Source organism: Streptomyces cinereoruber (assembly GCF_009299385.1).
GTDB classification, from domain to species: domain Bacteria; phylum Actinomycetota; class Actinomycetes; order Streptomycetales; family Streptomycetaceae; genus Streptomyces; species Streptomyces bikiniensis.
In genome coordinates this window covers 5,448,044-5,469,404 of sequence record NZ_CP023693.1, presented here as the reverse complement: position 1 = coordinate 5,469,404, position 21,361 = coordinate 5,448,044, and the positions used below count along the sequence as shown (strand labels likewise).

The window sequence follows — 21,361 nt, the reverse complement described above, 5'->3', positions numbered from 1 at the left end:
CAGAGCCCTACCCTTCTGTGTGGGCCGTCCCGGGGCCGTGATCGGCATCCGGGGCGGCCCACACTGCGTCCACGGCGGCCCGCGTGCGCGTCTGACTCGACGGCATGAGGTGGGTGTAGGTCCGCAACGTGAATCCGGGGTCGTGATGCCCCAGGTACTCGCTCAGTGCCTTGATGCTCTCCCCGGCGTCCAGGAGTACGGACGCGTAGAAGTGACGCAGCGCGTGCATTCCGTTGTCCCGGCCGCCCACGATGCCGGCGGCACGTAGGGCCGGGCGCCACTGCCGGTCGTTGAAGCGGTTCCGGTTCAGCGAGAACCCCTCTGGACTCCGGAAGATCAGCGTCGCCGTGACCGGAGGACCGTCGAGCGTCTTCCAGGGCAACGTCACCTCGGCGGCCGGGAACTGGTGAAGATGATCCGTGAGCGCGAGGGCGATGGACTCGGGCAGGGGCACGTCACGCTCCTTGCCGCCCTTGGGCGGGGCGAAGACCGGACGGTTGCGGAGTAGTTTCACCTGCCGAACGACGTGGACGACACCGCCCTTGAGGTCCAGGTCCTCGACGGCGAGGCCGAACACCTCCCCTTGGCGCAGACCGCACCCGGCAGCGGGATCGACAAGCGCCTGGTACCGCTCGGGCAGCTCGGCCCGGACCGCCATGACGCGGGCAGCCGACCACGGCTTGACCTTGCGAGGGTCGAGCCGGGGCGCCTTTACGGACCGGGCGCTACAAGGGTTGACCCTGATGACCCGGTCCTCCACTGCGGCCGTGAAGACCGTGGAGACGTGCGCGAAGATTCCACGCCGATAGGAAGCGGAGAGGCCCGCGTCTTCCAGCGTCCGCATCCACAGTCGAAGGTGCGTCGGGTTGAAGGAGCTCATGGGGCGCGTCCCTATGTGCGGAAGCGCGTGGAGCCGGAGCCGCATCTCGACGGATTCTCTCGTGGAGGGGTCGGTTCCCTGAGTCTTGATCCACTGGTTCGCGTACTGCTCGAACGTGACCTTGCCTGCCTCAGGAGCGATGTAGTCGCCCCGGGACATGTCCGCTTCGATGTTGGACAGCCAGACCTCAGCCTTGCGCTTCTGCTTGTCGGGGAAGCTCTTCGACTTCTCTGTCCCGTCCGGGCCGATGTAGCGGGCGCGGTATCGCAGGCCGGTCCCGTGACGCTCCGTCTTGATTCGCTGAGGCTTGCCGTCCGGGCCGTTCTCTACCTTGAACCAGCGGTCCTGGATGTGTCCGGCCATCAGGCAGCTTCCTTATACATAAGGGAGGCCACCCAGACACGAACGTCCTCGGGGTCGAAGCGGAGATGCCGGCCGACTCGAAAGCCCCTGGGACCGGTGTCCTTCCGGCGCCACTGGTAGATGGTCTCCAGTGGAACGCCCAGGAGGTCAGCAAGGTCGGTCGGCGTGAGATATCGATCGGGCAGAGCACGGGCCATGGTCACCACTCCCCCATGTCGGTGGCTTCAAGTTCGGTACGGATCTCGCGGGCGTGTTGGCGGTTGTGCTGGATGTCGCGGTGGATGTTGGCAGCGAGCCAGGATTCGCCGGCGGTGTGGCCGTGTCCGGCGTAGGTCCAGTGGGCGACGGTGAGGACGGTGGCTTCGGGGTGTTCATCGGGGTGGGGGAGGCCGAGGGCGGTGCGTTGCTGGTGGGCGCGGTAGTCGGCGCGGACCTGGCGGAGGGCGCCGAGGGTGGTGGAGTAGCTGCGGGATTTGGTGGAGAAGTGGCCGCGGAAGCCGAGCATGTGGGCCCAGTCGCGTAAGCGGCGGTCGGGGTAGGCGGCGTGGAGGTCGAGGCAGGCCTCCATCAGCCGCCGGGGGTGGTCGGGGACGTCGAGGAGGATCAGGGCTTCTTTGTTGCCGACGGGGTGGTCGGTGGTGCCGGTGGTCTCGGCGGCTTTGGTGGCGTACTTGGCGACGTAGGAGGCGACGGCCTGTTCGGTGAGGTCTTCGCCCTGGCCGAAGGCGTTGATGGGCTGGATGTCGAGCTGGGTGCCCCAGGTGAGGGCGAGGTCCTGGCCGACACCATGGGCGGGGGCGGCGGGGACGACGACGCGGACGCGGGTGGCGGCGGCGCGGATGGCGTCGGTGAGCAGGTCGAGGGTGGCCCAGGCCGGGGGCGGAGTGTGCGGTCCGTCGGGGCCGTCGAAGCGGATGACGGCGTGGAAGTGCACGGCGCCGCGTTTCTGGTACTCGGCGACCTTGCCGAAGGAGACGCGGGACTGTTCGCGGGCGGCTTTCTGGGTGAGGCCGGCGCGGGCGGCGATCTCCCGGCGCAGGTAGATCGTGAAGTAGCGCCACAGGTCGGAGGCGTGGTTGTTCCACAGCACCGCCCCTGCGTAGTCGTACGTGGACGGGTCGAGCGGGGTGCCCAGCTCGGGGGCGTCCTCGGGGTGGCGGGTGCCGCAGCGGCAGGGCCGGGTACCAGGCCGGTTGTGCACCGGGCCGAAGGACGGCGCGGTCAGCGTGGCGAAGACCCGGGGGTGGTCGCGGATCGTTTCCGGGGTGCCCTTGTCGGGGGCGCCGGTGAGTCCGGCGCGGATGAGGTGGTAGGTGTCGCCCGCGTAGGTCCAGGCGCAGGCCGGGCAGCGGGAGGCCCGCCGGTTGCCGCACGCCACCCGCAGCACCCCACCGGGTTCGGCGTCGGTGGTGTAGGCGTGCAGGACGGTCTTGGTTGCGGGGTCGAGGAGCTTGGTGCCGCCGGTCAGGCGGATGGGGTTGGTGCAGCCGCCGGTGCGTCGGAGTTGTTCGGTGAGGCGGTCGAAGCCGGGAGACCCGGCCACCTTGAGCAGGTCGCTCAGGGTGGCCGGGTCCAGGCCCGCCGCGAGGGCGGAGTCGGTCACGCGGGAACCTCCGTTGCTTCGGCGGTGAGGGCGTCGAGGACGGTGGCGGCTTCGGTCGCGGCGGTGGCGAGGGCGCGCAGGGCGTCGGCCGAGCCGGAGGAGACCAGGAGCGCGATATCGATGGCGTCGCCCTCGATACGCAGGCTCACGAACGGGCGAAGACGGTCGGGGAAGGGGGTGACGCGGATGCGGGTGTCCACCTGGAGGTGGCCGTTGACCGAGAGACCGTTCACGGCAGTCACTTCCCGGCGTGGGTGAGGGCGGCGGCCGTGGCGCGGGTGCCGGTGCCCTTGCAGGCCGGGCAGGTGGCGGCCAGGGTGCGGCGCTGTCCGTCGGGGGTACGGGTGCCGGTGGTGATGTGGACGACGGGGAAGCCGTCGCAGTGATGGCAGACGCGCGGGGGCAGGCTGGTCTGGGACATGATGGGTTTTCCCTTTCGGGTCCGGTGGATCTGGAGGGGGTTGAAGGCGCCCGGGGCGGCGGTTCTTTGGCGAGAGAGCCGTCCCGGGGGCCGCTCAGTGTGTGTTGCGCCTGCCGTGGCCCTTGGCCGCGTACATCGCCTTGTCGGCGGCGGACAGGGCGTCGGTGAGGGTGGGGACCGGCAGGTGGGCGGGGTAGGCGCAGCCGACCGACGCGGAGACCGGCAGGACGTGCCCGTGGTGGGTGACCGGGCTGTCCAGCGCGGACCAGAGCGGGAGAAGGCCGGCGGTGCGGTCGGGGTGGGCGACGATGGCGGCGAACTCGTCGCCACCGAGCCGGGCCGCGACCCCGAATCGCCCACACCAGTCGTCCAGCCGCTGGGCCGTGGCGGTGAGGACGGCGTCTCCGGCGGCGTGGCCGTGGGTGTCGTTGACGGCCTTGAAGTCGTCCAGGTCGACCAGGAGCACCAGGGCGCCGGGGTGTTTGGCGATGAGGCGTTCGGCGCGGGCGGTCCATCCGGCCCGGGTGTGCAAGCCGGTCAGCGGGTCGCGGCGGGCGGTGGCCAGACGACGCGCAAGCAGCCCACCGTGCAGAGCCCAGCCCAGGGCCGGTAAGCCCGCGGCTGCCATGGTGTAGGTGTCCATGGGGGTCACCGGCCCTTCTGCATGTCGCGGACCAGGAGCCGCAGCACCACGGCGATAACCGCGACGGAGACGCCGGTGATGGCGACCGCGAGGAGCATGGAGACCAGGACCGTGCCGACGACCAGGACGACCGCGCCGCCGCCGGCCGCGAGGGCGAGCGCGCTGCCGGGGGTGAGCTGCACCGTCGTACGAGCCGGAACAACCGGGGCCGGGGCCGAGGCGGTCGGTTCGACGTCGACGGGCGGGGCGGGTGCCGGGTGGTTGAGGGGGTTGGGGGCGCCGGTCGGGAGCGGGTTGACCGGGATGCGGGGCTGGAGCATGAGGCGGGTCTCCCTACTTGATGGTGGTGTCGATGACGGGGGCGAGGAGGCTGTCGGCCAGGAGGTAGCCGCCGAGGAGGAGGACGGCGACGAGCCACCAGGGCGGGCGGATGAGCTTGATGCCGAGTCCGCCGACGACGAGCAGGGCGAGCCAGAGCGGGACGTTCATGGCGCGGGTCTCCTTGTCAGCGGGGCTGGCAGCGGTGGGTGCGGGCGGCGAGTTCGGCGGCGGCGCGGGTGTTGTAGTCGGCGGAGAAGTCGCAGCGCGGGGCGGTGCACACGGCCGTGTGCTTGGTGCGGCCCCGGCCGTCGTGGTGGGTGCCGACCTGGACCGGGCCGATGCGGGTGACGTCGTAGAAGCGGTTCGGACGCACGGGTGCTGTCTCCTTTCTGGTCAGGCGAGTTGGAGGGCGATGGAGTCCGCGAGGGCGGGCGGGAGGCCGTGGCGGGTGCGGAGGGTTTCCGCGTCGATCGGCTCACCGGTCTGGGCCCGGTGGGCGTCCGCGATCTTCTGCGCATGCGCGAGGAGCGCGGGCGGCACCGGGACGACGGGTGCCGAGGGGACAGGCTCCGGCGGGACTTCCACGGCGGCGGGTTCGGCCGGCGGGAGCTCCGGTGCCGGTTGCGGAGCAGGTTCCGGAGCGCGTTCTACGACCAGCTCGGTCATGGGTTCTTCCGCCGCGGCGGGTTCGGGCTCCGGGGCGGGTTCGGGTTCTGGTTCGGGGTGGGGTGCGTGGGCGAGGAGGGTGCCGCCGAGGAAGGCCAGGGCGGGCCATCCGGCGACGAGGATGCGCAGCCAGGCTGGGACGTCGTTCATGTCGAGGAGTCCGGCAGTGGCGACGTTGGCTCCGAGCGAGGCGGTCAGGGCGATGGCGAACCACAGCCAGGCGTCGCGGTTGCCGCCGTCCTTACGCATCCGGCGCCACGCGGCGACCAGGAGCAGGTCGACGGAGACGGGGTAGGCCCAGGCCTTCCAGCCGTCCTGACCGGCAGCGGCCGCCAGGTCGTGCAGGTGGGCGAAGGACAGGGCCCCGGCGATGACGGCCTGGATCAGCACGGCGTCGAAGCGGAGGGTGCGGAACATGAGGGGTTCACCTCCTTTCAGGCATGGGTCGGGTAGGGACCTGGCGTGAGACGGTCACGCCACCGAGGTGGGGAGGGGAGTCGCTACGGGGTCACCGGGGACGGCTTGACCAGCGGGGCGAAAGCCGGAACGCCGACGTGGACCGGGGCGGCCGGGCGGTAAGGGGTGAGGGCGGGCAGGTCCGGGGTGAGGTGGGCGTGTGCGGCGCAGATGGCGGCGGCTTCGGCGGCGGTGAGCTGGGGAGTGCGGATGCGGGACCAGCCGCCGGAGGTATCCCCGGCCACCGCGATGCCAGGCCTGTCCGGGGGAATGGTCAGTACGGTTACGACGGCGTCGGGGGCGATGTCGCCGACGCCCATTTCGGCGGTCTGCTTGTCGTTGACCCGGTGCACTACCCGGCCGGTGAGCTGGGCCCGCAGGGCGGTGGCGCCGCGGCCGAGGTCGGAGCCGAAGCGCTGCCCGCACACCTCCAGGAAGATGCCGGCCGCACGCGCCATCTGCCCCAGGCGGATGAGCTGAGTGACCATGCGGTCCCGGCGTTCCTCGTCCTTCTTCGTGGCGACGAGGAACAGCTCCGCGACCTCGTCCACCAGGACCACGACCGGGGCGGGGCGGACGTCGTCAGGCAGGGCCCAGATGTCACCGGCCCCGTAGGCACTGAGGAGGTCGAAGCGCTCTTCCATCTCCCCCACCAGCACATCCAGCAGGTCATCGGCCTCTTCGGGGGTAGTGGCCAGGGCGGAGAGCCGGGGCGCGTAGCCGCGCTGTTCGACACCGCGCTTGCAGTCGATGCCGACCAGGGCGACGGGCAGGCAGGCGAGTCCGGCGATGAGGTTGCGCTGATACATCGACTTGCCCGACTGATTCGCCCCCAGGGTCAGCGCGTGGGGGACCTTGAGGTAGTCGCGGACGAAGGCGGTGCCGTCCTCCCGCAGCGCGACCGGAACCGACATCGGCCCCGACACGATCCGGCGCGGCATCCGCACCCGGCGAAGCACGTCGTAGCCAGTCATCCGCAGCTCCACGAACCCCGGCTTCACCGTCACCACGTTGACCGAGTGGACGCCCCAGGCGTGCCGCAACCGCTCGGAGGCCGCCATCACATCAGCGGGCTCCAGACCGGCCGGAAGCCGCAGGGTGATGCGCAGGCCGGTCATGCTGGCCCGGATCCGGCGGACCTTCGGCGGGACCGGCTGGACGTCGGCGCGGCGGGCGACGTTGCGGACCAGGAAGGCGCGGAAGCGGGAGGGCTGGACCGTCAGCCCGCACACGTCCATCGTGGACCGGTAGGTCACCGCGAACCGCGTCGTTGCCACCGGCAGGCCCACCAGCGACCAGAACACGCGAGGCGCGCGAACCTTGGCGTAGCCGAGACCGCCGGCAGTTCCGGCGAGCGGGAGACCGACCTCCCATAACATCGACAGGTCCGTCACGGTCAGGCCCCGGCCGTGAGGGCGACGGCGCGGAACGAGATGCCGTGACGGGTCTGGCCGTTGAACGTGTTCTCCCAGTCCCGGGCCTTGAGCCCGATCACCGACACCGGCATACCCGGCGCCAGATTCTCCGGGAGACCGGTCTCCGGAACGGTCACCTGGTAGAGGTTGCCCTCCCCCTCGTCCGAGATCAGCAGGCCGACCGTGGAGAGGTTGGCGCCGGTCTCCCGGTCCACCGCGCGCTCACCGGTCTGCTTGCTCACGAGCTTCGGTACGGGGGCCGTGGCGACGAACACCATGGCGGTCGACGTGTCCACCTTGAACGACGGCATGGTCTCTCCTTCAGAGAAGACAGCAGGAAGCTGGATGACCAACTTGGCTAACCCGGTTGGTCACATCTTGAAGGTACGAGAGATGGCTAGCCATGTCAATGACATGACTGCCATGACTGTCCTGACCTAGGCCACTCGCCTACCATCGGCTCATGACCTTTGTCCCCGAGCCCCTCGACCCAGACGACGACCGAGCGCCCTACGAGCAGGTGGCCAGCAGCCTGGGAGCCGCCATCCGTACACGCCGACTGGGCCCCGGCGAAAAGCTTCCGTCCCACAAGGAACTGACGGAGCTGTACGGGTTCGCGCGGGCGACGATCCAGCGTGCGTTGCGTGACCTCGAAGACGAAGGGCTCGTCGTCTCCCGCAAGGGCAGTGGCGTCTACGTGCGCAATCGAACGGAAAGGCCGGCGGGGCTACGGCCGTACGTTGAGCAGGCGTTCGCCAAGGACCACGTCACCATCGACTTCGCGGGATTCTCCAGCGAGACCCTGCACGGTGCCCTTCAAGAGCCGCTCGACAAGATCCGGATCGGCAGGCTCACGCCGTCGAGCATCACCATGCGGATACTCGTCCCGGACATGTCCGTGCCGCAGGCCGCACCCGTACGCATGGAAGACGGAGCCGACGACAAGCGGCTCCGCGACCGTATGCACGACATCATGGTCGGCTACACCCGCAGCATCCGGGACGCCATCACCGAGCTCGGGCACCTCGGCCTGGTCGCTGAAACCAGGATCAGCGTCCGCGTCCACAGCGGCACGCAGTTCTTCAAGCTCTACGTGATCAACAATGAAGACGCCTTCTTCGGGTACTACCCGATCCGCCCGAATAAGGTCGTCGCCCAGGGCGAGACGATCGAGATCTACGACCTCGTGGGCAAGGACACCGTCCTCTTCCACCACTCGATCAACGACGGCGAGACGTCCGGCGGAGCCCAGCAGGTCCAGCAAGCCCAGATGTGGTTCGACAGCGTCTGGGAGACCATCGGAAGGGACTTTGACCTTGACGCACGCTGACCCGCTCATCGAAACCCTGGCGAACGCCCGCGTCGTCCTCTTCGACTTCGACGGACCCGTGTGCGACGTGTTCGCGGGACTGCCGGCACCCGAGGTCGCAGGAGAACTGACCGCGCTCCTCTCCGCCCAGGACGAAGCCGCGGGCGCGAAGGCTGCCCAGACGAACGATCCGATCGAGGTCCTCCGCATCGCGCACGAAGCCGACACCGAACTAGGTCAGCGGATCGAGCAGGCTCTGACGGCCGCCGAGGTGCGAGCCGTCGCGGTGGCCGGACAGCCGATTCCGGGAGCGACGGAAGCCCTCCAGGCGGCACGCGCGGCCGGTCGAGGAGTCGCGGTGGTGAGCAACAACTCCGCCGAGTGCGTACGGGCCTTCCTGGAGCTCCACAGTCTGGAGGAGTACGTCACGGAGATCGTGGGCCGCCCCTCCGAACAGCCCCACCTCATGAAGCCGAACCCGTTCCCGCTCATCACGGCGGCCGAGCGGATGCACATCGACGTCACGAGCTGCACCCTGATCGGCGACTCCCTCACCGACATTCAGGCGGCCCATGCGGCTGGCGCAACGGTCATCGGCTACGCCAACAAGCCCCACAAGGCGGATCTGTTCAGCGAGGCGCAAGCCGATGTCGTTACCGAGCACATGCAGGACATCGCCGACGCACTGGCGGCGGAGTAGCCAAGGAATGGCAGGGAGCTGTTACAAGTTTCTCTACCTCATCAAGGCACCCGCCGCGCACAGCGCGGCGCGCGCGGCCCGTCGCCCGGGCCTGCGCTCCTGTCTCCGCCCCGCTCCAGCCCGACCGCCGGCCGCACGCCTGACAGCTCGGGTTGATGGGTGGAGAACCCCTCTGTGGCTGGGGCGGTCGGCTCCACGGCTTTAGGCAGCCACTTTGGGGCGAGCCTCTAAGATCATGGCCCCAACGTCGTGCTTTACCGGGCAGGTCCACAGACTGCCCGACGCGCCGGAAGCTTACGGGGCCATGATCACTCGCCCCAAAGCAGCTCCAGCCCAAAGCCGCTCCACCGACCGCGTGGTTAGGTGCCCCACTGTGGGGAGAATAGGAACTTAGGCAAGATCAGCCACTCGATTCAAGGTAAAGGTCGGAGCAGTTCGCAGAATTGCGATAGCACGGAGCGGAGTGTCTCCAACCTTTGGCTTGGATTCACTTTTCCCTCTATATGAACCCCGAGTCTTCCTTGAAATGATATTTCCTGCCTGAAAGTCCAGCACTTCAATACCCTGCTTCAACCGCGAACCAGAGAACTGACTCAGGTCTAGCATGTACGCCTCTGATCGATGACCAGCAGAATGCGGGTCGGAAACCCCATCATCCACTAGATGGATCAGCCGGAGATCAAGAAGATCGGTGAGCACGTTGTAGCAATTTGGGGCGTTTTCCTTATCCCGATACCCAATAAGGAAATACGTATGGCTTGTCTCTTCCAGGCAGAATGCTCGGACCCGCTTCAGGGCTTCCAATGTCCTCGTGGCTGACTGAATATCCGAAGCCATGTCCTCTTCGAGCTCCTGGACCTTGGCTTGCGCTGCGTCGCCAGCGGCCTGGTTGACGTCTTGCACACCAACAAGCTTTGACTTTTGCCGCCTCTGAGCCTTGAGAATTGAACTTTGCGCGAGAATCAAATAATCGCGCGGGACCCCTCCCGACGCCAGCACAAGGCGGTCAAGGGCTGGGGAACTGAAGATGCGACCAAGGGAAGGAATTCCGACATGGCGGGCATACTCCGTAAGAATACTCTCCAAGAAACGCTTTGCCCTTCCTGGATCCTGCAAAGTGACATCGAGGTCCAGCAAATCAGCGTCGTGCATAGTTTGCAGACCAAGCGGGGGCGAGGACTGCCACCACTTAGTGAGGTGACGAATGGATGCGATCTTCAGCCATGCGTCACAGTCTCGAACGCACCCATGGAGCATGTCCAGGAGCATTGGCTGATCCCCGCGAGGGATGTAATAGAAGTCATCTACAAAGATGTAAAGGCGCAGGCCGTTCGAGTCCAGGAATCGCTTCAATGTGCGCTGCACTTTGGGGATTAGCCGCGTTGGCCAATCAGGCTCAGGCGACTCAACCGAGAGAAGGGAACGCACCTCTTCATATACGTCGACTGCTTGCACAGAGAGCGGTGACTGCGACCTAATCCTCTGCTGCCGCGTCACAACTGCTTGGAGAAGGTCCTCAACTACGTGCAGGAACACCCTGCCGGCAGACTCATTGCGAAGCGTCTGCATATTCGTCCAGCTTGAGATGTTGGAATCGCCATCCAGGCTGCGCTTAGCTTCAACCAGCAATGCACTCTTACCTGCACCTCGCCTACCAAAGATCAAATGGTGACGCGGGGTTGTAACTGCAAAAAGGTTTCGATCAGCATCCTTCACATAGGACAGACTCGGCTGCGCCTCGGAAACCCTGGATCGGGCACTAATCAAATTACCCAAGTCTGTCGAGCGGGTATCTTGCACACCACTCGCCAGCGGGCTCATCTCCTTTTCTAGAAGCTCATCAGGGGCCTTCCGGACAATTACGAACGCCCTATTACCTGGAGAAGAGATTTCTTCATCGAGCTCGTTTCCGATGACCGCCGCATCCGGCACATCATTTTCTCGAACATATACGATGTAATTAGTCTCATCCGGGTACTCGCGGATGGCGATATCTGCAACCCAGATTCCGCCACGCCCCTCAAAAGCGCTCTTAATGTGCGCGGTCCAGTCACCTGAAGCGGGCGTACTCATACGTGCGCGCATCCTTTCTGCTTCAAATACTGCGTGGCAAGTTGCAGGAAGTTCGGCGCTGTCGCACTTAGGCCTTTAGCCAGAGCCTGCCAGTGCCTCCAAGACGACGGATACGGGTCATAATCGGCACTGTTTCGATTTAGACGGGCATCCTTCAGCTCGTTCTGCCAGAAACTACTATTGGGGAAATCTCCTGGCAACTTCGTTGGAAGCACTGAATGCTTTTCGTGGTCGTCGCCACCGTGAGCAAAGTAGACCACAGCGCGCGCCGAATGATACATCGAATAGTAGTAACGACTAATGGCACTCCGGTATTGACCTGGCCTAGTGCGGAGTAGCTTGTCAGCCGAAACAAGAAACGAGTTAGAAAGGTCTATTCGGTCGGCACAAACCTGGTGCTGCAAATCCGATATGACTCGTGAGGTTCGAGCCTCTAGAGAAACGCCCTCAACAAACAATGACAGAGTCTTTTTGTCTGCCTGTGTAATCCGGGCAAGCACTGTTTCGAGGGAGGTGTTGACTCTGATGGGCCCAGCCCCGCCGCCTGACGTCACGACCCGAGTCTATCGTTCGGCTCCTACAGCAGGTGTCTACTCCTTCTTGCCCGATCCGGCTCAGGTTGTGCGCACTCCAAGAGCGCCCTCCCGGGCCGTCGTGGGGCCGTAGAAGGGCGCTCAACGATGACCAACGCTGACAACCATCGGCAGCTAAGTCCCAGGTCACCGCCTTGATCGATTACACAGCCGCAGGTCAGAGACCCCGCCCCTCACTTCTTCGGCTACTGAGCTGCCGCCAGGGCCCGGCTCACACCGTGACCACGCGCGGCGGGCGCTGGCAGCGGGGGCAGAAGTAGCTGGAGCGGTTCATCCAGGCGCGGCGGCGCATCGGGGTGCCGCAGCGGCGGCAGGGCTCGTCCTCGCGGCCGTAGGCGTCGAGGGAGCGGTCGAAGTAGCCGGATTCGCCGTTGACGTTCACGTACAGGCTGTCGAAGCTGGTGCCGCCGACGGCGAGCGCCGCGTTCATCACGTCCCGGACGTGCCCGAGGAGTTCGGCCGAGCGGGGCCGGGTCAGGGTGGCGGTCGGCCGGTCGTAGTGCAGCCGCGAGCGCCAGAGCGCCTCGTCCGCGTAGATGTTGCCGACGCCGCTGATCAGCGACTGGTCCAGGAGCGCCCGCTTGATCGTCGTACGGCGCAGGCGCAGCGCGCTCTGGAAGGCGGCGTCGTCGAACTCCGGGTCCAGCGGGTCGCGGGCGATGTGCGCGATGACGTCAGGGAGGCCGTCGGGGCTCTGGTCGTGGAGCGAGAGCCCGCCGAAGGTGCGCTGGTCGACGAAGCGGAGCTCGCTGCCGGCCTCGTCGTCGAAGCGGACGCGGATCCGCAGGTGCTTCTCGTCGGGGGCGTCGTGCGGCTGGACGAGCAGCTGGCCGCTCATGCCGAGGTGCCCGAGGACGGCCGTCCCGGTGTCGGCCAGCGGCAGCCAGAGGTACTTGCCGCGCCGCCGCGCGCCCTCGAACCGCTGCCCCTTCAGCCGGGCCGCGAAGTCCTCGCCGCCCGCCGGGTGCCGTCGTACGGCCCTGGGGTGCAGGACCTCGACCCCGGCCACGGTCCGTCCGGCGGTCCAGCGCTCCAGACCGCGCCGTACGACCTCGACCTCGGGCAGCTCGGGCACGGTGTTCCTCCGGACTCGTTCATCACTTCTTCGACGGCCGGAACCACCCTACTGCCGCCCCGACGGCGTGCGGAAAGACGGGAACCCCGCCCTGGGGCGGGGTTCCCGGAAAGCTCCGAAAGCGGGCAGGACGTGAGGTCAGGCCGAGGCCCGGTCCTTGGCAGGAGAGGGGTCGGCGACCGCTCCCGCCTCGGCCGCGGCCTTCGCCGCCGCCACGCGCTCGTCCGCGGCCGCGCGGATCGCGCGCCACGCGGACTCCGCCGCCTGCTGTTCCGCTTCCTTCTTGCTGCGGCCGGTGCCGGTGCCGTACGAGACACCACCGACGCGGGCGGCAGCGGTGAAGGTCTTCTCGTGGTCCGGGCCCTCCTCGGAGACGAGGTACTCCGGGACGCCCAGGCCCTCGGCCGCGGTGAGCTCCTGGAGGCTGGTCTTCCAGTCCAGGCCGGCACCGAGGTTCGAGGACTTCTCGATCAGCGGGTCGAAGAGCCGGTGCACCAGCTCGGACGCCGCTTCGAGGCCCTGGTCGAGATAGACCGCGCCGATCACCGCTTCGAGGGTGTCGGCGAGGATGGACGCCTTGTCCCGGCCGCCCGTGCCCTCTTCGCCCCGGCCGAGCCGGATGAAGGAGCCGAGTTCGAGTCCGCGACCCACGTCCGCCAGCGCACGCGAGTTGACCACCGCGGCCCGCAGCTTGGCCAGCTGGCCCTCGGGCAGGTCGGGGTGGGTGCGGTACAGCGTGTCGGTGACCACCAGGCCGAGCACGGAGTCCCCGAGGAACTCCAGGCGCTCGTTGGTGGGCAGACCGCCGTTCTCGTACGCGTACGAACGGTGGGTCAGCGCACGCACCAGAAGGGCGGACTCGAGCCGGTAGCCGAGCCGCCCTTCCAGAAGCGTGTGGGACGAGGCATGGTCCGTCTTGTCGTCCGTCTTGCGGGACTCAGACATTGCGCCTCTCACCAGCCCAATCAGACCGAGAGGACCTGGCGCTTGTTGTAGGTGCCGCAGCTCGGGCACGCGATGTGCTGCAGCTTCGGCTCCTGGCAACGCTCACACGAAACCAGGGTGGGGACCGCAGCCTTCCACTGCGACCGGCGGTGGCGCGTGTTGCTGCGCGACATCTTCCGCTTCGGAACAGCCACGGCTACTTCTCCTGCTTCTCGGCGGCGCTTCGGACGTCCCCGTCAGAGGCTTTGCCGCTCATGTTGTCCTTCTCATCGGTTCCCAGCGAACCGGCGAGTCCCTGCAGTGCCGCCCAACGGATGTCGACGGCGTCGTGGTGGTGGTCCGGGTTCTCGTTGAGGTTCGCTCCGCACTCGGAGCACAGACCCTCGCAGTCCTCCCGGCACACCGGCTGCATCGGCAGTGCGAGCACCACCGCATCACGCAGCACGGGTTCGAGGTCGAACATGCCGTCCTCGAGGGGGATCATGTCCTCTTCGCCCTCGGCCTCGTCGTCCGCGGCCGCCTTGGAGCGGCCCCGGTCGTCGGACTCGGGGTACGAGAACATCTCCTGGAAGTCCACGTCGAGCTCCAGCTCGACGGGCTCCAGACACCTTACGCACTCCCCCTCGGCCGACGCACGGGCGGTGCCTGTGACAAGCACCCCTTCCATGACCGACTCAAGACGGAGATCGATGTCGATCGGGGCGCCCTCGGGCACTCCGATCACTCCTTCGACGCCCATGGCCGCGGGGGCCTCGACCGATCGCGAGAGCCGCTGCAGGGCACCAGGACGCCGCCCCAGCTCGTGCGTGTCGAACACGAGGGGGTTGCGGTGGTCGAGGCGCGTGCTCAGGGCTCTTCCTGCTTTCGGATCGTTCTGCGTCGGGGAAGGTTCGTGGGCTGCCGACCGTGGGCAGCACGGGTCACGGGCATACGCGCGACCGAAGAGCCAGGATACTGGACGCTTCGCCCAGGGCCCAATCCGGGCCCTTCGCCCGTTCCCCTACTGCTGCCCGCCCTGGTCGTACTGCTGCTCGTAGCGGCGCAGCTGGTCCAGGTCGATCATGCTCGTGTCGAAGAAGCTGGTCTCGTCGAGCGCGGCGGCCTGCTGGGGCTGGTGGGCCGGCGGGGCCGGCTGCTGGTACGCGTAGGGGTCGTGCTGCTGGTAGCCGTACGGGTCGGGCTGCTGCGGCTGCTGGTAGGCGTAGGGGTCCGGCTGCGGGACCTGCTGGTAGGCCGCGTACGGGTCCTGCTGCGGGTACCCGTACGGGTCGGGCTGCTGCTGCGGCGGGGCCGGGACCTGCGCCGGGACCGGGGCGGGCGCCTGCGCCGGACTCTGCGCCGGCTCGGGGTCGGAGAGCTCCGCGAGGCCCGCCAGGTAGTCGGCGTCGCTGGTGTGGACCGTGCCGCCGAGGCCGTCCTGGGCGGCCATGTGCTCGCCGAGGGCGTCGGAGGCGATCCGGCCGTGCAGCTTCTGCCGGCCCCGCCCGACGGCCTCCAGGGTCTTGCTGAGGACGGCCTCGAAGGCGCCCAGCTTCGCGTCCACGTACTCGTCGGCCCGCTGGATCAGGGTCTGCGGATCGGCGCTGTACTCGGGGGCGTCCTCGTCGGCGTAGCCGTCCGGGCCGATCCCCGGGCCGCGGCCGAGGAGCTTCTCGCGGCCCCGGTCGACGGAGCCGATGGTCTTGTTGAGGACGACCTCGAAGTTGGCGAGCTTGGAGTCGACGTAGTCGTCGGCCTCGGCGCGGATCTCCTCGGCCTCGCGGCGGGCCTCGGAGAGGATCCGGTCGGCCTCCTCCTGCGACTCCCGGGCGACCTGGGTGTCGGAGACGATCGAGCCGCGCTCGGCGTGGGCGGCCTCGATGATCCGCTCGGCCTCCCGGCGGGCCTGCTCGACCATCTGCTCGCGGTCGCCGATCAGCTCCCGGGCCTGGGCGAGGGAGCCGGGCAGGGCCTGGCGCACCTCTTCGAGCAGGGCGAGCAGCTCGGCGCGGTTGACCACGCAGGATGCCGACATGGGCATGGAGCGGGCGCCCTGCACGGTCGCCGTGATCTCGTCGAGCTTCTTCTGCACGTCCACCTGGTGCTCGCCACTCTCTACAGCCGGTTGGAGAAGGACGGGACGACTGTAAGGGCAGTCGGCGCCCGTCCGACACCAGGTGACGGAGCGTCAGCGGCGGTGGCCGCGCGTCACTTCTGCGCGAGCCGCTCGGTCAGGCGTCCGAGGACCAGCGGCGGGACCAGGTGGGAGACGTCGCCGCCCCAGGCCGCGACCTCCTTGACCAGGGAGGAGGAGAGGAAGCTGTACGTCGGGTTGGTGGGGACGAAGAGGGTCTCCACGCCCGAGAGGCCGTTGTTCATCTGGGCCATCTGCAGCTCGTAGTCGAAGTCGCTGACCGCGCGCAGGCCCTTGACGATGGCCGGGATGTCGCGCTGCTTGCAGAAGTCGACCAGCAGGCCGTGGAAGGACTCCACCTGGACGTTGCCGAAGTCGGCGGTGACCTCGCGGATCAGTTCGATCCGCTCGTCGACCGTGAAGAGACCTTTCTTCGACTGGTTGATCATCACGGCCACGTGTACGACGTCGTACAGCTTGGAGGCGCGGGCGATGATGTCGAGGTGTCCGTTGGTGATGGGGTCGAATGACCCCGGACAGACGGCGCGGCGCAACTTGGGTCCCTCGCTCTCCGGTCCGGTCATCGTGCGTCTTCGCACGTAGAGGCGGCGCGACCGTACCAAAACGTTCCCTCGCCGTAACGACGGGCCCGCAGTGGCTCGAAACCGGCCGGCCAGCCGAATTCTCCGCCTCGGGTGCTGCGCTCCACGGTGACGAGGGCATCCTCGCTCAACCAGCCCCCCGAGCGCAGTGTGAGGAGAATCTCGCGGAGATCGGCGTCCCCGACGGCGTACGGCGGGTCGAGGAAGACCAGGTCGTACGGGTCGGCGGGGGCCGGTCCGGTCACGATCTGCTCGGCCTTGCCGGTACGGAGCTCCGCGCCCGGCAGGCCGATCGCGCGGACGTTGTCCCGGATCGTCTTCGCGGCGCGGGGGTCGGCCTCGACGAGGAGGGCGTGGGCGGCGCCCCGGGAGAGGGCTTCCAGGCCGACGGCGCCGGAGCCCGCGTACAGGTCGGCGACCCTGGTCCCGTCGAGGGTGCCGTGGAGCGCCTCCCAGGTGGAGAAGAGGCCCTCGCGCGCCCGGTCGGAGGTGGGGCGGGTGCCGTTGCCGGGCGGCACGGCCAGGCGCCGGCCGCCGGCCGTACCGGCGATCACGCGGGTCATCGGTGTCCTCGTCCTGCGTCGTCCAGTGCGTACGTCTCAGGATATGGCCGCAGGGGGGCCGGTGGGTGGTCAGCCCTTCTCCAGGTACTCCTCCCGGTCCTTGTCGAGGAGGGCGTCGAGGGCGGTGCGCAGGCCCGGGTTCGCGGTGAGGTCCGGGTCGGCGAGGACGAGGGCGGTGGCTTCCTCGCGGGCGGCGGCGATGACCTCCTCGTCGTCGATGACGGTGAGGACCCGCAGGGAGGAGCGGACGCCGGACTGGGCCTGGCCGAGGACGTCGCCCTCGCGCCGCTGTTCGAGGTCGATGCGGGAGAGCTCGAAGCCGTCGAGGGTGGAGGCGACGGCGCCGAGGCGCTGCCGGGCGGGACTCGCCTCGGGCATCTCGGTGACGAGGAGGCAGAGGCCGGGGGCGGAGCCGCGGCCGACGCGGCCGCGGAGCTGGTGGAGCTGGGAGACGCCGAAGCGGTCGGCGTCCGTGATGACCATGGCGGTGGCGTTGGGGACGTTGACGCCGACCTCGATGACGGTGGTGGCGACGAGGACGTCGAGGTCGCCGGCGGCGAAGCGGCGCATGACGTCGTCCTTGTCGTCGGGGTGCATGCGGCCGTGCAGGACCGCAATCCGCAGGCCGGCGAGGGGACCGGTGCGGAGCTTCTCGGCGACGTCGAGGACGGCGAGCGGGGGCCGCTTCTCGGCCTCGTCCTCCGCGGACTTCGCCTTGGAGCCGGCCTTCTTCTGGTCCTCCTCGTCCCCGATCCGGGGGCAGACCACGTACGCCTGGTGCCCGTTCTCCACCTCCTCGCGGACCCGTTCCCACGCGCGCGCGAGGAAGTGCGGCTTGTCGGCGGCCGGGACGACGTGGCTGGCGATCGGGGAGCGGCCGGCGGGCAGCTGGTCGAGGACGGAGGTCTCCAGGTCTCCGAAGACGGTCATGGCGACCGTGCGCGGGATGGGCGTCGCGGTCATGACGAGGAGGTGCGGGGGCTGCTTGCCCCTGCCGCGCAGGGCGTCGCGCTGCTCGACGCCGAAGCGGTGCTGCTCGTCGACGACGACCAGGCCCAGGTCGTGGAACTTGACCTTGTCCTCGATCAGCGCGTGCGTGCCGATGACGATCCCGGCCTCGCCGGTGACCAGGTCGAGGAGGGCCTGCCGACGGGCGGCGGCGCCCATCGAACCGGTCAGCAGGACGACCTTGGTGGCCCGGTCCGCGCCGCCGAGCATCCCTCCCTCGGCCAGCTCGCCCATCATCTCGGTGACGGAGCGGTGGTGCTGCTGGGCGAGGACCTCGGTGGGCGCGAGCATCGCGGCCTGCCCCCCGGAGTCGACCACGGCGAGCATGGCGCGCAGGGCCACCATGGTCTTGCCCGACCCGACCTCCCCCTGGAGGAGACGATGCATCGGGTGGTCGGTGGCGAGGTCGTCGAAGATCTCCTTCGAGACCTTCTGCTGGCCGTCGGTGAGGGTGAAGGGGAGCTTGGCGTCGAAGGCGTCGAGGATGCCGCCGGGGGCGGGCTTGCGGGGGACGGCGGGCAGTTGGGTGTCGGCGTGCCGGCGGCGGGCCAGGGCGACCTGGAGGACGAAGGCCTCGTCCCACTTGAGCCGGTCCCGGGCGGCGGCGATGTCGGCCTTGGTGCGGGGCCGGTGGATCATCCGCAGGGCGTCGGGCAGTTCGGCGAGGCCGCGGCCCTCGCGCAGGGCGTCCGGGAGCGGGTCGACGGCGTCGGTGACGCTCGGCAGGACCGCGTCGACGGCCTTGGCGATCTTCCAGGACTCCAGCTTGGTGGTGGCCGGGTAGATCGGGATGAGGGCCCCGGCCCAGACGTCCACGGCCTCCTCGCGGTCGCCGCGCAGGAGTTCGTACGACGGGTGGGCGAGCTGGAGGCGCCGGTTGAAGAGCGAGACCTTGCCGGCGAACATCGCGCGGGTGCCGGGCAGCAGGTCCTTGTGCGGCTTGTGCACGCCCTTGCCGAAGAAGACCAGCTGGAGGCGGCCGCTGCCGTCGGTGATGGTCACTTCGAGGCGCTGGCCGCGCCCCTTGGAGCCGTTGAAGGTCAGCACGCGGGCGTCGGCGACCTGCGCGACCACCGTGACGTGCTCGTCCAGCGGCAGGTCCGAGAGGGTGGTCAGCTCCCCGCGCTCGGCGTACCGGCGGGGGTAGTGGTGGAGCAGGTCCCCGACCGTGTGCAGGTCGAGCGCCTCGGCCATGACCTTGGCGGTGGCGGGGCCGAGGGACTTCTTGAGTGGTTCGTCGAGCGCGGGCACGCGTTCCATTGCACACCACGGGACCGACAGTCGGGGCGAGGCCTGTGGACAACCCCCGGAACCGGGCCCTATTCCACCCCGATGAGCAGCGGCGGGGCCTCCGCGCCCGCGTGGTACGTGGTGGTGTCGACGGCCAGGTAGCCGCGCCGTACGTGCTGTTCGAGGTCGGCGGCGAGGCCGGGCGGGGTGTCGTCGGCGACGACGAGGGTGACGAGTTCGCCGCCCGCCGAGAGCATCCGGTCCAGGACGGTGCGGGCGGTCTCGGTGAGGTCCTTGCCGATGACGGCGACGTCGCCCTCGATGAGGCCGAGGACGTCGCCGGCCTGGCAGACGCCGGCCGAGGTGAAGGACCGGTGCTCGGCGACCGCGAGTTCGGCGTAGCGGGTGGCGCCGGCGGCGGCCGTCATGGCGACGACGTCCTCGTCGAAGCGCCGGTCCGGTTCGTGGACGGCGAGGGCGGCGATGCCCTGGACGGCGGCCCGGGTGGGGATGAGGGCGACGCGGACGCCCTCGGCCCTGACGCGTTCGGCGGCCGCCGCGGCGGTCTCGCGCAGGTCGGTGTCGTTGGGCAGGAGGACGACCTCGCGTGCGTGCGCCCGGCGGACGGCCTCGACCAGCTCGTCCTCGGCGGGGGGTTCGCCGGGGCGGGTGCGTACGGTGGTGGCGCCGGCCTCGGCGCAGAGCCCGGCGAGGCCCTCGCCGGGGACGACGGCGACGACCGCGCGCGGGACCCGTTCCCCGCGTGCGGCGCGTGCGGCGTCGTCTCCGGTGCCGCACGCGTGCACGTACCCGTCGTTCTCGGGGCCGCACGCGTGCGCGTACCCGTCGTCGGTCCCGTACCGGTGCGTGTGAGTGCCGTCGGTCCCGCTCCCGGCCCCCCGTGCGGTGCCGCGTCCCGGCGCGGGCGTCGCGTCGGAGGCGAAGTGGGTGATCCGGATGCGGTGGGGGCGGCCGGCCTCGACGCCGGCCTCGACGGCGGCGCCCGCGTCGTCCACGTGCACGTGGACGTTCCAGAGCCCGTCGCCGCCGACGACGACCAGGGACTCCCCCAGGGCGTCGAGGCGGGAGCGCAGCAGGTCGACGGCCGCGTCGTCGGCCTCCAGGAGGTAGATCACCTCGTAGGCGGGGCCGTCCTCGCCCGCGCACTTCTCGCGGGGGGCGGCCGGCGGGAGCGGGGCGGGCGCGGCGCGGTCCGGGGCCCGTCCGGTGACGGTCTCCAGGAGGGCTCCGAGGACGGCCACCAGGCCCCGGCCGCCCGCGTCCACGACCCCGGCGCGTTCGAGGACGTCCAGCTGGCCGGAGGTGGCCGTCAGGGCGGTCGCGGCGCCCTCGTAGGCGTCGCGGGCCACCCGTACGAGCGGGCCGCCCGCCGCGCACGCCCCGGCGGCGGCGCTCGCCACGGTGAGGATGGTGCCCTCCACGGGGTGGGCGACGGCCTGCCGGGCCGCGCGCGCGGCCTCGGCGAGGGCGCGGGCGAGATGATCCCCGTCACATCCGTCGGCGAGGACGGTCGCCATGCCGCGCAGGAGCTGGGAGAGGATGGTCCCGGAGTTGCCGCGGGCGCCGAGGAGGGCGCCGTGGGCCATGGCCCGTACGGTCTCGGCGGTGTCCGGGCCGGAGGCGGCGAAGACCGCCTCGACGGCCCGGTGGGCGGCTTCCGCCGTCAGGTAGAGGTTGGTGCCGGTGTCCCCGTCCGCGACCGGGTAGACGTTGATCGCGTCGATCTCCTCGCGCTCCCGTCCGAGGGCGTCGAAGGCCCTCGCGCACCAGGTCCGGACCGCTTCGGCGTCGAGCTCGACGAGCTCCTCGTCAGGCTGAAGGGCTCGCGACAACGGGGGGTCCTCCTTCGGCGGTGAGCTCACCGCAGGGTAGACCGGAGGTGTCCCGGGCGTGACCGGGGCCCGGGGCGGGGCCGGCGGGGAACATGGTAGTTTCGTTCCACGGAAGCAGGCGTTGTATGCTGCTTCGGTTGCCCGGTTCAGTCCGGGCCGTTCCCCGGCAAGCCACTTCAGACTCCTGATTCCGGTGCGCCGGATTTCACTGTAATTCTGAAGTCTTTGGAGTGACCCGTGGCTGCCAACTGCGACGTCTGCGGCAAGGGGCCGGGCTTCGGCAACAACATTTCGCACTCGCACCGCCGTACGTCCCGTCGCTGGAACCCGAACATCCAGCGCGTGCGTGCCGTGGTCGGTCGGACGCCGAAGCGGCTCAACGTCTGCACCTCGTGCATCAAGGCCGGCAAGGTCTCGCGCTAACCGCGACGTTCTGTCGTAGCGCAGCCCCTGCGGTTGCCTTGAGAGGCCGGTTCACCTCGGTGAACCGGCCTTTTGCCATGCCCGGAAACGGGATCGGGTCCGGAGG

At 69.1% G+C, this 21,361-nt stretch carries 26 protein-coding genes; 3 read left to right on the top strand and 23 right to left on the bottom strand.

What is annotated here, in order from left to right:
- Positions 1-7 precede the first annotated feature (7 nt).
- From CP977_RS24820 to CP977_RS24765, 12 genes are all read right to left on the bottom strand, one after another.
- Entirely contained in the window at positions 8-1,243 is a 1,236-nt protein-coding gene (locus CP977_RS24820; protein ID WP_152370833.1) for a tyrosine-type recombinase/integrase, read from the bottom strand.
- Positions 1,243-1,440, bottom strand: a complete 198-nt coding sequence (locus tag CP977_RS24815; protein ID WP_152370832.1) for a helix-turn-helix transcriptional regulator — start codon at positions 1,438-1,440, stop codon at positions 1,243-1,245. The genes CP977_RS24820 and CP977_RS24815 overlap by 1 nt, the downstream gene beginning before the upstream one ends.
- Before the next feature lie 2 nt (positions 1,441-1,442).
- A complete protein-coding gene (repSA, locus tag CP977_RS24810; protein ID WP_152370831.1) occupies positions 1,443-2,846 on the bottom strand; it encodes a replication initiator protein RepSA in 1,404 nt (467 codons plus the stop codon).
- Positions 2,843-3,079: a hypothetical protein gene (locus tag CP977_RS24805; RefSeq protein ID WP_152370830.1), complete on the bottom strand. Its 237-nt coding sequence runs from the start codon at positions 3,077-3,079 to the stop codon at positions 2,843-2,845. Before CP977_RS24805 ends, repSA begins: the two co-directional genes overlap by 4 nt.
- Before the next feature lie 5 nt (positions 3,080-3,084).
- Positions 3,085-3,267: a hypothetical protein gene (locus tag CP977_RS24800; RefSeq protein ID WP_152370829.1), complete on the bottom strand. Its 183-nt coding sequence runs from the start codon at positions 3,265-3,267 to the stop codon at positions 3,085-3,087.
- A gap of 94 nt (positions 3,268-3,361) precedes the next feature.
- The gene (locus tag CP977_RS24795) at positions 3,362-3,910 is read right to left on the bottom strand and encodes a GGDEF domain-containing protein (RefSeq protein WP_152370828.1); all 549 of its coding nucleotides are present in this window, start codon (positions 3,908-3,910) and stop codon (positions 3,362-3,364) included.
- A 5-nt stretch (positions 3,911-3,915) separates the two neighbouring features.
- Entirely contained in the window at positions 3,916-4,230 is a 315-nt protein-coding gene (locus CP977_RS24790; RefSeq protein WP_152370827.1) for a SpdD-like protein, read from the bottom strand.
- Positions 4,231-4,243: 13 nt separating this feature from the next.
- The gene (locus CP977_RS24785; protein WP_109185025.1) at positions 4,244-4,399 is read right to left on the bottom strand and encodes a hypothetical protein; all 156 of its coding nucleotides are present in this window, start codon (positions 4,397-4,399) and stop codon (positions 4,244-4,246) included.
- A 16-nt stretch (positions 4,400-4,415) separates the two neighbouring features.
- On the bottom strand, positions 4,416-4,604 hold the full coding sequence (locus CP977_RS24780) for a mobile element transfer protein (RefSeq protein WP_152370826.1): 189 nt from the start codon (positions 4,602-4,604) through the stop codon (positions 4,416-4,418).
- A 20-nt stretch (positions 4,605-4,624) separates the two neighbouring features.
- Complete coding sequence (locus CP977_RS24775; protein ID WP_152370825.1) at positions 4,625-5,314, bottom strand: DUF2637 domain-containing protein; 690 nt, start codon at positions 5,312-5,314, stop codon at positions 4,625-4,627.
- Positions 5,315-5,397: 83 nt separating this feature from the next.
- Positions 5,398-6,747, bottom strand: a complete 1,350-nt coding sequence (locus tag CP977_RS24770) for an FtsK/SpoIIIE domain-containing protein (protein WP_152370824.1) — start codon at positions 6,745-6,747, stop codon at positions 5,398-5,400.
- Between the two features lie 2 nt (positions 6,748-6,749).
- A complete protein-coding gene (locus CP977_RS24765; RefSeq protein WP_152370823.1) occupies positions 6,750-7,079 on the bottom strand; it encodes an SCO3933 family regulatory protein in 330 nt (109 codons plus the stop codon).
- Positions 7,080-7,231: 152 nt separating this feature from the next.
- Between CP977_RS24765 and CP977_RS24760 the strand changes: the two genes are divergently transcribed.
- Both CP977_RS24760 and CP977_RS24755 read left to right on the top strand, forming a co-directional pair.
- Positions 7,232-8,098, top strand: coding sequence for a GntR family transcriptional regulator (locus tag CP977_RS24760; RefSeq protein WP_109185030.1), 867 nt, complete (start codon positions 7,232-7,234; stop codon positions 8,096-8,098).
- The gene (locus tag CP977_RS24755) at positions 8,085-8,777 is read left to right on the top strand and encodes an HAD family hydrolase (RefSeq protein ID WP_152370822.1); all 693 of its coding nucleotides are present in this window, start codon (positions 8,085-8,087) and stop codon (positions 8,775-8,777) included. The genes CP977_RS24760 and CP977_RS24755 overlap by 14 nt, the downstream gene beginning before the upstream one ends.
- Positions 8,778-9,167: 390 nt before the next feature.
- Here the strand turns inward: CP977_RS24755 and CP977_RS24750 are convergent, their stop codons facing one another.
- The 11 genes from CP977_RS24750 to CP977_RS24700 form a co-directional block, all read right to left on the bottom strand.
- Positions 9,168-10,850: an ATP-binding protein gene (locus CP977_RS24750; protein WP_152370821.1), complete on the bottom strand. Its 1,683-nt coding sequence runs from the start codon at positions 10,848-10,850 to the stop codon at positions 9,168-9,170.
- A complete protein-coding gene (locus CP977_RS35560; protein WP_425281919.1) occupies positions 10,847-11,350 on the bottom strand; it encodes a HEPN domain-containing protein in 504 nt (167 codons plus the stop codon). The genes CP977_RS24750 and CP977_RS35560 overlap by 4 nt, the downstream gene beginning before the upstream one ends.
- 304 nt (positions 11,351-11,654) lie before the next feature.
- Positions 11,655-12,518, bottom strand: coding sequence for a bifunctional DNA-formamidopyrimidine glycosylase/DNA-(apurinic or apyrimidinic site) lyase (gene mutM, locus CP977_RS24740; RefSeq protein ID WP_152370820.1), 864 nt, complete (start codon positions 12,516-12,518; stop codon positions 11,655-11,657).
- A gap of 138 nt (positions 12,519-12,656) precedes the next feature.
- Positions 12,657-13,463 (bottom strand): ribonuclease III, encoded by an 807-nt coding sequence (rnc, locus tag CP977_RS24735; RefSeq protein ID WP_109185528.1) that lies wholly within the window; start codon positions 13,461-13,463, stop codon positions 12,657-12,659.
- Between the two features lie 20 nt (positions 13,464-13,483).
- Positions 13,484-13,657 (bottom strand): 50S ribosomal protein L32, encoded by a 174-nt coding sequence (gene rpmF / locus CP977_RS24730; protein ID WP_015036448.1) that lies wholly within the window; start codon positions 13,655-13,657, stop codon positions 13,484-13,486.
- A 2-nt stretch (positions 13,658-13,659) separates the two neighbouring features.
- A complete protein-coding gene (locus CP977_RS24725; protein ID WP_062752032.1) occupies positions 13,660-14,313 on the bottom strand; it encodes a YceD family protein in 654 nt (217 codons plus the stop codon).
- A 150-nt stretch (positions 14,314-14,463) separates the two neighbouring features.
- Complete coding sequence (locus tag CP977_RS24720) at positions 14,464-15,540, bottom strand: hypothetical protein (RefSeq protein WP_062752033.1); 1,077 nt, start codon at positions 15,538-15,540, stop codon at positions 14,464-14,466.
- Positions 15,541-15,650: 110 nt separating this feature from the next.
- Positions 15,651-16,130 (bottom strand): pantetheine-phosphate adenylyltransferase, encoded by a 480-nt coding sequence (coaD, locus tag CP977_RS24715; RefSeq protein WP_183953281.1) that lies wholly within the window; start codon positions 16,128-16,130, stop codon positions 15,651-15,653.
- A 26-nt stretch (positions 16,131-16,156) separates the two neighbouring features.
- Entirely contained in the window at positions 16,157-16,741 is a 585-nt protein-coding gene (rsmD, locus tag CP977_RS24710; protein ID WP_109185527.1) for a 16S rRNA (guanine(966)-N(2))-methyltransferase RsmD, read from the bottom strand.
- A 69-nt stretch (positions 16,742-16,810) separates the two neighbouring features.
- A complete protein-coding gene (gene recG, locus CP977_RS24705; RefSeq protein ID WP_152370819.1) occupies positions 16,811-19,009 on the bottom strand; it encodes an ATP-dependent DNA helicase RecG in 2,199 nt (732 codons plus the stop codon).
- A 59-nt stretch (positions 19,010-19,068) separates the two neighbouring features.
- Positions 19,069-20,832, bottom strand: coding sequence for a DAK2 domain-containing protein (locus CP977_RS24700; protein ID WP_152370818.1), 1,764 nt, complete (start codon positions 20,830-20,832; stop codon positions 19,069-19,071).
- A gap of 237 nt (positions 20,833-21,069) precedes the next feature.
- On the opposite strand from CP977_RS24700, the gene rpmB reads away from it, so the two are divergent.
- Entirely contained in the window at positions 21,070-21,255 is a 186-nt protein-coding gene (gene rpmB, locus CP977_RS24695) for a 50S ribosomal protein L28 (protein WP_003957616.1), read from the top strand.
- Positions 21,256-21,361 lie beyond the last annotated feature (106 nt).